Source organism: Methanohalophilus sp. WG1-DM (genome assembly GCF_004104135.1).
GTDB classification, from domain to species: Archaea; Halobacteriota; Methanosarcinia; order Methanosarcinales; family Methanosarcinaceae; genus Methanohalophilus; species Methanohalophilus euhalobius.
Window position 1 is genome coordinate 1 of the sequence record NZ_RRBA01000022.1, and the last position, 8,432, is coordinate 8,432.

At 40.1% G+C, this 8,432-nt stretch carries 13 protein-coding genes; 9 read left to right on the plus strand and 4 right to left on the minus strand.

The features are described 5' to 3' along the window. Positions 1–108, minus strand: a 108-nt coding sequence (locus tag CI957_RS09995) for a sugar phosphate nucleotidyltransferase (protein WP_342764921.1), incomplete at its 3' end; no start/stop codon positions are given. Between the two features lie 586 nt (positions 109–694). On the opposite strand from CI957_RS09995, the gene CI957_RS10000 reads away from it, so the two are divergent. The 6 genes from CI957_RS10000 to CI957_RS10025 all read left to right on the plus strand — a co-directional run bounded on the left by CI957_RS10000 (position 695) and on the right by CI957_RS10025 (position 3,523). Beyond that, positions 695–847, plus strand: a complete 153-nt coding sequence (locus CI957_RS10000) for a YgiT-type zinc finger protein (protein ID WP_164909091.1) — start codon at positions 695–697, stop codon at positions 845–847. Positions 848–1,094: 247 nt separating this feature from the next. Next, on the plus strand, positions 1,095–1,433 hold the full coding sequence (locus CI957_RS10005) for a hypothetical protein (RefSeq protein ID WP_128754781.1): 339 nt from the start codon (positions 1,095–1,097) through the stop codon (positions 1,431–1,433). Further along, on the plus strand, positions 1,417–1,803 hold the full coding sequence (locus CI957_RS10010; RefSeq protein WP_096712505.1) for a DUF2283 domain-containing protein: 387 nt from the start codon (positions 1,417–1,419) through the stop codon (positions 1,801–1,803). Before CI957_RS10005 ends, CI957_RS10010 begins: the two co-directional genes overlap by 17 nt. A 267-nt stretch (positions 1,804–2,070) precedes the next feature. Continuing rightward, the gene (locus tag CI957_RS10015) at positions 2,071–2,859 is read left to right on the plus strand and encodes a hypothetical protein (RefSeq protein ID WP_096712504.1); all 789 of its coding nucleotides are present in this window, start codon (positions 2,071–2,073) and stop codon (positions 2,857–2,859) included. A gap of 1 nt (position 2,860) precedes the next feature. Continuing rightward, on the plus strand, positions 2,861–3,196 hold the full coding sequence (locus CI957_RS10020) for a DUF4870 domain-containing protein (protein ID WP_096712503.1): 336 nt from the start codon (positions 2,861–2,863) through the stop codon (positions 3,194–3,196). 93 nt (positions 3,197–3,289) lie between these two features. Further along, complete coding sequence (locus CI957_RS10025; protein WP_096712502.1) at positions 3,290–3,523, plus strand: hypothetical protein; 234 nt, start codon at positions 3,290–3,292, stop codon at positions 3,521–3,523. Here the strand turns inward: CI957_RS10025 and CI957_RS10030 are convergent. After that, entirely contained in the window at positions 3,503–3,826 is a 324-nt protein-coding gene (locus CI957_RS10030; RefSeq protein WP_096712501.1) for a type II toxin-antitoxin system PemK/MazF family toxin, read from the minus strand. The genes CI957_RS10025 and CI957_RS10030 overlap by 21 nt on opposite strands. A gap of 3 nt (positions 3,827–3,829) precedes the next feature. Continuing rightward, positions 3,830–4,093: an AbrB/MazE/SpoVT family DNA-binding domain-containing protein gene (locus CI957_RS10035; RefSeq protein ID WP_096712500.1), complete on the minus strand. Its 264-nt coding sequence runs from the start codon at positions 4,091–4,093 to the stop codon at positions 3,830–3,832. Between the two features lie 582 nt (positions 4,094–4,675). Between CI957_RS10035 and CI957_RS10040 the strand changes: the two genes are divergently transcribed. Beyond that, positions 4,676–5,572 carry a hypothetical protein gene (locus CI957_RS10040; RefSeq protein ID WP_096712499.1) on the plus strand — a complete coding sequence of 299 codons (897 nt, stop codon included), beginning with the start codon at positions 4,676–4,678 and terminating at the stop codon, positions 5,570–5,572. A gap of 74 nt (positions 5,573–5,646) precedes the next feature. Here the strand turns inward: CI957_RS10040 and CI957_RS10045 are convergent, their stop codons facing one another. Next, a complete protein-coding gene (locus CI957_RS10045) occupies positions 5,647–6,960 on the minus strand; it encodes a hypothetical protein (RefSeq protein ID WP_096712498.1) in 1,314 nt (437 codons plus the stop codon). 284 nt (positions 6,961–7,244) lie between these two features. Between CI957_RS10045 and CI957_RS10050 the strand changes: the two genes are divergently transcribed. Both CI957_RS10050 and CI957_RS11130 read left to right on the plus strand, forming a co-directional pair. Beyond that, positions 7,245–7,991: an SIMPL domain-containing protein gene (locus CI957_RS10050; protein WP_096712593.1), complete on the plus strand. Its 747-nt coding sequence runs from the start codon at positions 7,245–7,247 to the stop codon at positions 7,989–7,991. A gap of 222 nt (positions 7,992–8,213) precedes the next feature. Next, the gene (locus CI957_RS11130) at positions 8,214–8,348 is read left to right on the plus strand and encodes a hypothetical protein (protein ID WP_258082637.1); all 135 of its coding nucleotides are present in this window, start codon (positions 8,214–8,216) and stop codon (positions 8,346–8,348) included. Positions 8,349–8,432: the final 84 nt, after the last annotated feature.

An 8,432-nucleotide genomic window follows, 5' to 3' on the forward strand; every position in this document is an offset into this window, starting at 1 on the left:
CACGGGAGTGTCAATTATCGGCAACATTTCCTTGGGCATTGATTTTGTAACCGGCAGGAAACGGGTCCCCAGCCCCGCCACCGGTATCACGGCCTTTTTTACATCCATTTCAGTATCCTCTGGTATCATTTTCTGTTAAGTCTGATGTGTCCAATTGATATTAGGTTTTGGTCTTTAAATGATAATTTGGGGTGATCGCAACGCTGCTGCCCGACCTGATCGATAAAACACCGGGTCGGTTTTTGTAGGCAGACTCCTGAGATACTGCTCTGGCCGTTTATGGGATGGGGTTTCCCGGCCATATCGATGGTTTTTGTCTCGGAATTTTTCGGGACCATGATCTGCTTGGTGGGTGCTGTGTGATGGTACAGTAGGGTGAAATGATACAGATAATGTCTGTATATTTTGTCGACTGTATTCGATAAAATAGTAGGAATTTATCGTATATGGAAGACAAGCCCGGATTTATCAATCAGGGATTGCAGGCATCTATATCTACCAGCTGGTTCTGGCTGCCTGATGATGAATTCACTTTTTATTGCCACAACAATTATTGTGTAAACAATAATGTGTGAAATCAATCCTTTACATATTAGCCAGAAATTTCCTTCCAGACAAAGACTATTTGGGCTATCCAGAAGATATGAATCAATATGTTACCGGACAGTTGTAATTTCTGCCCTGCCAGGGCAAATTGATTGAGAAAGACACCGACGTGGAAATCCAGAAAGCAGATGGGAAACGTGTTTCTTTGAGAGTACCTGCCTATGTGTGTGATACCTGCGGGGAGGTTTACTATACGCCGGAGGTTTCCAGGAAACTGGATAGGATTGCTTACAGCAGTTAAGTGGCGATTATCATTATACTGACAAGATACAGATAGATATCGTGTCCATTTTCATTCACGTAATATAAATAACGTGTGAACAAATTTACCCATAATGCTTGATTTAACTGAATTGAAGAGAACATTTGTTTTAAAATCCAGTATTGCTGTGATATCGTACAGAGACTGAAAAGCTATCTGAATATTTACTGTCCGGACAAACAGCATCTGTATTGTGTGGAAGTAGAAAATAATTGCGAGGAGATACGTGCCACAAATGGACCTCTATACTTTCATAGAATGTTTAGCAAACATTGACAAATCCCGACTGCATTATACTGCTCATTTTATTAAACGGTGGGAAGCACGATTAAGTTATTATTTTAGTGAAATTGAAGATATATATGATGTAATAGCAAATCAGACACCGGTAGGCATCATAATCCAGGATGAGGGAAAATTTAAAGTACATTATACGATAGATGTTGTATACGACTTAATCATTGTTTTATCCATTAAACGATTAAATCCATTTGAGATTTCATTGGTAACTTCATACAAACAGCGTGCAAACAGAAGAGTGAGAGAAGATGAAAAAAGTGATTAATATCAATAGTAAGAGCGACTACTGGGATTATGACTCACTCAACGATAGTTTTTTTGTATTTTCAAAAGGAGTCCAATACAAGTCTTCTATAGAAATTGATGGTGTTTTATTGGATGTTGGAATGGACAATTCGATTGTCGGGATTGAAATACTTGATGCAGCCAAAAGATTTGGAATTTCCAAATATGACATGAAGAATCTTAAGCAGATCAAGGCAGATATCAAGGTTTCAGAAGAATCTATCAATATTAAACTATTATTGGAAGTTTCTAAACGAAATCACGAATTGCCATTAAAATTATCGATTACCGGGGCAAATGAGATGAAGTTGCCATCTACAAGTTCTGGCACGATGGCTGTGGCTGCCTGAAATCCGTTCAGATGTGCGGATATTTTTGTATCATGCTAAGTTACTGCTGTGATATCTCACAAAGAGTCAACTACACCCTAATGAAAGGGACTTGAATGTCAATTAACATTGGTCCAGCCGGCTGACAAGAACCCCTGAGATTCCAGGATATACCTGAAATACCGTTTTTTTTGTGTTCAATGTACATTCCACCTCAGCCCTCCATTATTTCCACAACATTTACAGCCAAAACCCAAAAGATGAATTTATAAAATGGGGTGTAAGAAAATGGCATCGAATAAAATGTACCTATTTGTTCTTCTGATGATAATTGGCGCAATGGCATTAAGTGGTTGTTCAAGCGGAGACCCGGGTGTTGATGATATACCCTCTGAATATGAAGAAACTAGAAGTATTAATCTGGGAGATAACATTTCATTGACCCAGTATGAAATAGAGACACAGGATTCTTCTCAGGTTTTAAATGACCTGCAACAAACGGCAGAAAGTGAAGGCTGGGAAGTTATAGCTGACTGGGAAGGAGATTTTGCAGGATATAAAGTAGGAGTTGCTCTTGAAAAAGACGATAGAATTATGGGCATAAATACAGCTGTTAATGGTAATATCACGACTGCTACAGTAATTACCGGTCCAAGAAAAGGAGTTAACGTCGCCGACATGAACAATGATGAGACAAGTTCCCAGGTTGCTGAAGAAGAACCTGATGCTCCCCCTACCACGGATGTAGATGGCCAGGACTTTGCAGATGCACCCAGGTATCCCGACTCTGTAAGGACAGACTATACTTCACTCACGACAGGTTCAGATGTTACTCAGGAAAAAGTGCAATATTTAACTTCTGATAATCCCGAAGATGTCAAAATTTTCTACGAAAATGAGCTGGAGGCACAGGGATGGGAAAATATTCAATCCCAAATGTTAACTGAAAAAGGGGATGTCAGGATATATGTGACAGCCACCAAAGACAGTAAAACTTTAGAAATTGGTACGCAACCCAGTTCGGATTATGATGATATGGATGAAATTTTAATCTACGTGGAAACAAGGACAGCTTAAAATGAGTGAAACACGTATTGGGCTTGAGGAAAATATCGCTGGTGTTTTGACCTATCTCCTGGGTTTTATTACCGGCATTATTTTTCTTTTAATCGAGAAAGAGAACAAATCTGTGAGATTCAATGCAGCACAGTCGATCGTTGTCTTTGGTGGTCTTTCCATACTGAACATCATAGTGTCAATGGTCCCGGTTCTAGGAGGAGTGATATCTTCCCTGATAGGTTTGGTCAGTATAGTATTGTGGGGATATCTGATATACATGACCTATACCGGGAATTTAGTAAGGCTTCCTGTGGCTTCAGAGTATGCGAATAAAATTATTGCTAATGATGTGTAAGTGTTTCCGCGTTTGGAATGCTTCACCCCTTCCTTTTTATAATTAGCACTGCACCCGCGGTCAGTGCTACAGCAAATATGACAGTTTATCCGGATGCCTGTGGACCTGTGTCCGTTAGGAAAAGAGAAGAAACAGGAAGCCCCTTTCGTAAGGGAGGGGTTCACCATCAGTACCATTATCAATATACGAAACACAATCATAAGAAACATGTTCCGTAAATTTGTTGATTGGGCCGTTTTTACTCCCCGGATGCGGGAAGTCACAGAGGGAGAAAGAGTGATTCTGATTGGTCTGGAAGATAAAGACTTACAGGAAAAGTTTCAATAAATCATTCTGAATTTCTTTTTGTTTGTACAAATGAACATTTCCAATTATTTTAAGGACATTGCTGGAGTCCATTGTGAATATTTTGTTCACCCGAACCCAGCTACCCTGGCGAAGTGAGCCTTCAAATAAATCGCTATCTGAAACATAGACAGCACAATTGTCTGCAGGTTTTCTGGATGTAATCTGGCACAGTATCACGTCCCGCCTCATCTGATCAGAAACAGCGATCGCCGGCCTGAGTTTGGTATTATTGTTGTCTGTAAAAGGGAAAGGAATGATAACTATGCTTCCTTTATAAATCATCGATTACTTCCCCAGATAGTCTTTCAAATGATCCCAGGCAGCATCTTCTTCAGGAGTGTCCCATTCTTTTGAAAGGGATTCCTGGGAAGCGATAGCACAACTTAATCCTTCTTCGATGAAAGACAAAGGTCGAATCTCAATGTGGTCATCATACACAAAAACGGCTGCTTTGTCGCCTATCTTCATGCCGGAATTTCTGTATGCACCGGGAATTGTAATTTGCCCTTTTTTGCTGACAGTCACACTTTTTACATCTATTAAAGTCATAAAATACCCATATGTCTTACAAGTAAGATAGTATATACCTCTTTCGAGAAAAAGACTTACAACATCTCAAATAATGAAAGTGCAAAAGGTTGGACCGGATGTGTATTATTCACTGAAGGAAAAGGGCGGGTTTGTGGACTGGTATCCTGAAAGCAGGAACATTTCGCCCTGATAAGCCGGGCAGGTTTTACTCCACGGATGGAGGAGGTCGCAGAGAAAGATGGAGTGATTCTGATTGGTCTGGAGGATATGTTACAGACTAATCGCTCTGTAGAAAACCTACCACAGTAATAAACATACACCTGATATTAGAGAGGATATGGGACCGGAGAATATAGAGGGGGATTGTGGTGTATTGGGGGTACAATGATGTTTTTAGCCCGGTCCCTTTCACTTAATGATGACACAAAAATATTAGTTATGTTATATAAGTGTGACTGTTTTCATTCATGAGCCGATTTATGTCAACTACCCCCTTACGGAAGGAGTCTTCTGTTTCAAAAGAGATGAATCATATTAGCACCCGATGAATATGTATACCTGCACAACCCTATATGTTTGATTGCAAAGAGGGGGGATCAGATGCCAATAACAATAGAAGAAGTATTAAACCGGGGCTTTACTGCCTGGACGAAGAATTTGAAGATATCAGTTCCGTTCATTCTTTCTGTTATCATAATAGGTATTATCTGGATAGCTTACATGTTTTTGTTTATAGCAGCAGTAGTACCATCTGTAGCGCCACTGATGGCCGACCCTGTCATGGACGATATTATTGAAGCAATCACTCCACATATTGTGTACTTAGGTGGAGGATTTGCGATATTGCTGATAATCAGCTCTTTAATAGAAGTGTTTTTTACAGCCGGTGCGGTAGGCATGGCAAAAGATGTAGCACTAACTGGCAGGACCAGTTATGAAGAGATGATCAACTCCGGCAAGAAACATTTTTTCAATTTATTCCTGTTCCAGATATTGTTTTATCTGATAATGCTGGCAGGCGTTGTATTTGTCATACCCGGTATTTTACAGGTGGGCGACCTCACCAATATTGATGCGATAATGCAAAATCTGTTAGTACTGGGTGCTGGATTTTTGCTATGGATTATTTATGGTATTGCAGTAAGTATCATATTAGCAGTATCCTACTACGCACTTGTTGTTAACGATCTCGGACCGATTCAGGCTCTAAAGACCGGGTACAGGTTCTTTCTTAATAACAAGGCCGCTGTTGTGATATTGTGGTTACTTACCATTGTGGTGGTTGTTGCACTCAATTCTCTTGGTACATTGTTTGCCTCATTTGAGTATCTTTCAATTATATGGAGTATCATAAGCACTGTGCTGAGTATTGTGGTAATACCTGCAGTATTCACTTTGTGGTGGACTTTCCTGTACATGGGAAAAACCGGCCAGGATGTACGGGATCCCAAAAAGATTGATGAGCCTGAAATCAGTGAACCGGAATCAACTGAGTGAGATCTTAATTCAAATTTTGATCTAAGATCTCCTTTCTATTTTTAAATAATCGAGGAAGGAGTGCTAATGATAAATTATTGTTTATTGCTATCAAATCTCTCCTCAAAGATTTCTGCGATTTTATATGAGAGGCTATTTAGATAGACGGTGCCCCAGAAAGCCACTACAATTGCTCCTATCAAATTGAATAGCATATCCCCCATTGTATCGTGAATACCATGCTGGGCAAGAAAAGCGCCTATTTCAAGCATCAATGCCAATTCATCAGTTATGAATTCCAAAATCTCCCATATTACACCTGTTGAAAGGATAAACAGGGGAATGAATACAAACATCGTTCCCGGAGGCATATGGATTTCCGGATCATAAATATCAATAGCCCTTACAATTACATATCCTGCAGCCGCAATTGTACTTGAAGATACGGCATGGGTCAGATTATCCCATCTGGCAAGGTTATCATATAACCAAAATGTACCAAGAGCATCAAGGAATACTGCAATAGTTATCCACAAAGCTAATGACGGATCAAGATGAAGATTATATCTCTGTCTCATAAATGCAGGCACAAAAGTAATTATCAGTGCTAAAAATGCACGTAGCAATATATGCAGATCCCTTGAGAGAACACCAAGTATTAATAGTATTACAAGACATGCCTGTAAAAATCTTGTTATATTCTTTTGTTTCTGGACAGATAAACCCAACCGCTTTCTAATAACCTTCGGCGGTTCTGAATGGATGTATTTCTGGGATACATCCATACCCCCATCTGGAAATATGATGCTGGAAGTGCCTTTTCCTATCATGGTTTTGAAATACCATCCAAACAAAACGCCTGCAACAATACCAGCAATCAGTGCATAAATGAATTCATACATTACTGCAGTATTGATCACATCCACCGAGCGGCCATCAAGGAGAAATGTAGTTCCAATCATTACGTCCAGCGCCCATCTCATGAAATGCCACATACCGGTTACAGCAAGTGTCGTAATTATCACAAGGTAAATTGCAAACTTAGGATTCATTCGCACTGAAGTAAACCAGTTTATTTCAGCCACAATTAAAAGGGAGAGCGTAGCGACCGAAATATACACAGGAATCCGTGTAAGGAAAAAATAATAGGCTGTTGTATTTCCAACAATAGGGATCAGTACCAGGAGCAATAGTAACCAGTATGGCATTACAGATGGTTTACAGAAAAATAATCCTGGCAAAATAACGATAATTACTATAAAGATGATCAGAATTGTCCATGTATAACGTCCTTCAAAAAAATTCACGGTTGCCAGGAATATAAGTACCAGTACGATAGCCCAGGATAAAACAGTGTTTAAGCGGGTATCATGTAGAAGATAAATCAGTTCATCCTTGTTATCCATCATTGGAATATCTCCTGTCATTGGAAGATAAAAAGGTAAATTTATAGTTATTTTGTAAATTTAGAATGTTAACAACCTGACAGATTTGCACAACTAACGTTTGGGGGGAGTGTGTCAGCAGACGTTGCAGACTATCCTTTAACATAAGAATTGAATTTGAAATACCTGAACAGAGAAGGGGTTTTCTCTGCCAGTCTTTTTTGAGGTAACTTCGAACGAATTCGAACCTTAGACAATTTTTTAATACCTAGCGGTACATCTAGTATATGAATAAAGGAGAAGATAAAATGGCTCAGGAAAATAATAAAGATAAGTCATATTACGTAATCATTGCACTTTCAGTAGTTCTGGTGCTAATGGCAGCTACGTTGTATGCAGAATCGGTGGGTGGATCTGACAGTGATTCAGAAAATACTCTGCAGATGAATGGAAATGCGGAAATGATGGTTGTGCCCGACACTGCAACCCTGAACATTGGTGCAGAGGTCATGGCCCCTACTGCAGAAGAAGCGAGTCAGGAGAATGCAGCTATTATGAATGCGGTTATCGAGGAACTTAAGGACCTTGGCCTGGAGAAGGAAGATATCCGGACATCACGTGTTTCTGTGAGACCTGAATACAATTATGAAGAAGGGACACGAACAATTGAAGGGTATTCGGCTTCCAATAGTGTGCAGATTACCACTACAAATCTCGATATTCTCGGGGAGATGATTGACAGGTCTGCATCTGCAGGAGCAAATCAGATCGGAGGAATTTCTTTTAGTGTTTCTGATGAAAAACAGAAAGAATTGCATGAGGACCTGATCACCGAAGCTGTGGCCGACGCGTCATCAAAGGCCGAAGTACTGGCTGAAAACCTGGGTGTGGAGATTGTAGGTGTAAAGTCATCATCGATATCCGATGGTACTCAGCCAAGAACATATTATGAGGAAAGTTTGGCAATGGGTCCTGCCGTACCGGCGCCAACACCAATTGAGCCGGGTGAGTCCAGGGTTTCAATGTCAGTCCGGGTTACATACATTGTTCAGTAAGATTTTTGAGAAATTGATTAGAACTGCCACAAAAACAGAATTTTGGGGTTGTAGAATGGCGACTTTGCCTTCTACAATCTTCCGGGGTAACTATTATTTTAAGAAGGATGGGCAGAAAAGATACTGCGATAAGGGCTCTGCAGATTCCTCTAACTTTCACTGATTCATTTTTCATAAAAGGAAGTCCCCAGTGTGATTTTAGCCATTAAAGCCACAGAGGGGATGGATCTGTTATTTCCTGAGAATGAAGAGAAATATGTCAAATCCATAAAAAGGAAAGCCAAAAGAAAAGGAATGACTCACTCAGAGATCGATTTCCTGCTGCTTAGAAGTGGCGAGGCACCGGACTGGAAATGAAACTTGATATACCTCCCACGCCTAAAGTCCCTGGGTTCTGTGGTTGACTGCTTTCAAGTCACTTTCGTAAAGGATGCGTAGTTG

Bases quoted from the DNA above. Each gene is read 5' to 3' on its own strand.
- CI957_RS10010 (WP_096712505.1), top strand. From the start codon at position 1,417: ATGAAAAAAGTGATTAATATCAATAGTAAGAGCGACTACTGGGATTAT.
- CI957_RS10015 (WP_096712504.1), top strand. From the start codon at position 2,071: ATGGCATCGAATAAAATGTACCTATTTGTTCTTCTGATGATAATTGGC.
- CI957_RS10020 (WP_096712503.1), top strand. From the start codon at position 2,861: ATGAGTGAAACACGTATTGGGCTTGAGGAAAATATCGCTGGTGTTTTG.
- CI957_RS10025 (WP_096712502.1), top strand. From the start codon at position 3,290: ATGCCTGTGGACCTGTGTCCGTTAGGAAAAGAGAAGAAACAGGAAGCC.
- CI957_RS10030 (WP_096712501.1), bottom strand. From the start codon at position 3,826: ATGATTTATAAAGGAAGCATAGTTATCATTCCTTTCCCTTTTACAGAC.
- CI957_RS10035 (WP_096712500.1), bottom strand. From the start codon at position 4,093: ATGACTTTAATAGATGTAAAAAGTGTGACTGTCAGCAAAAAAGGGCAA.
- CI957_RS10040 (WP_096712499.1), top strand. From the start codon at position 4,676: ATGCCAATAACAATAGAAGAAGTATTAAACCGGGGCTTTACTGCCTGG.
- CI957_RS10045 (WP_096712498.1), bottom strand. From the start codon at position 6,960: ATGATGGATAACAAGGATGAACTGATTTATCTTCTACATGATACCCGC.
- CI957_RS10050 (WP_096712593.1), top strand. From the start codon at position 7,245: ATGGCTCAGGAAAATAATAAAGATAAGTCATATTACGTAATCATTGCA.
- CI957_RS11130 (WP_258082637.1), top strand. From the start codon at position 8,214: ATGGATCTGTTATTTCCTGAGAATGAAGAGAAATATGTCAAATCCATA.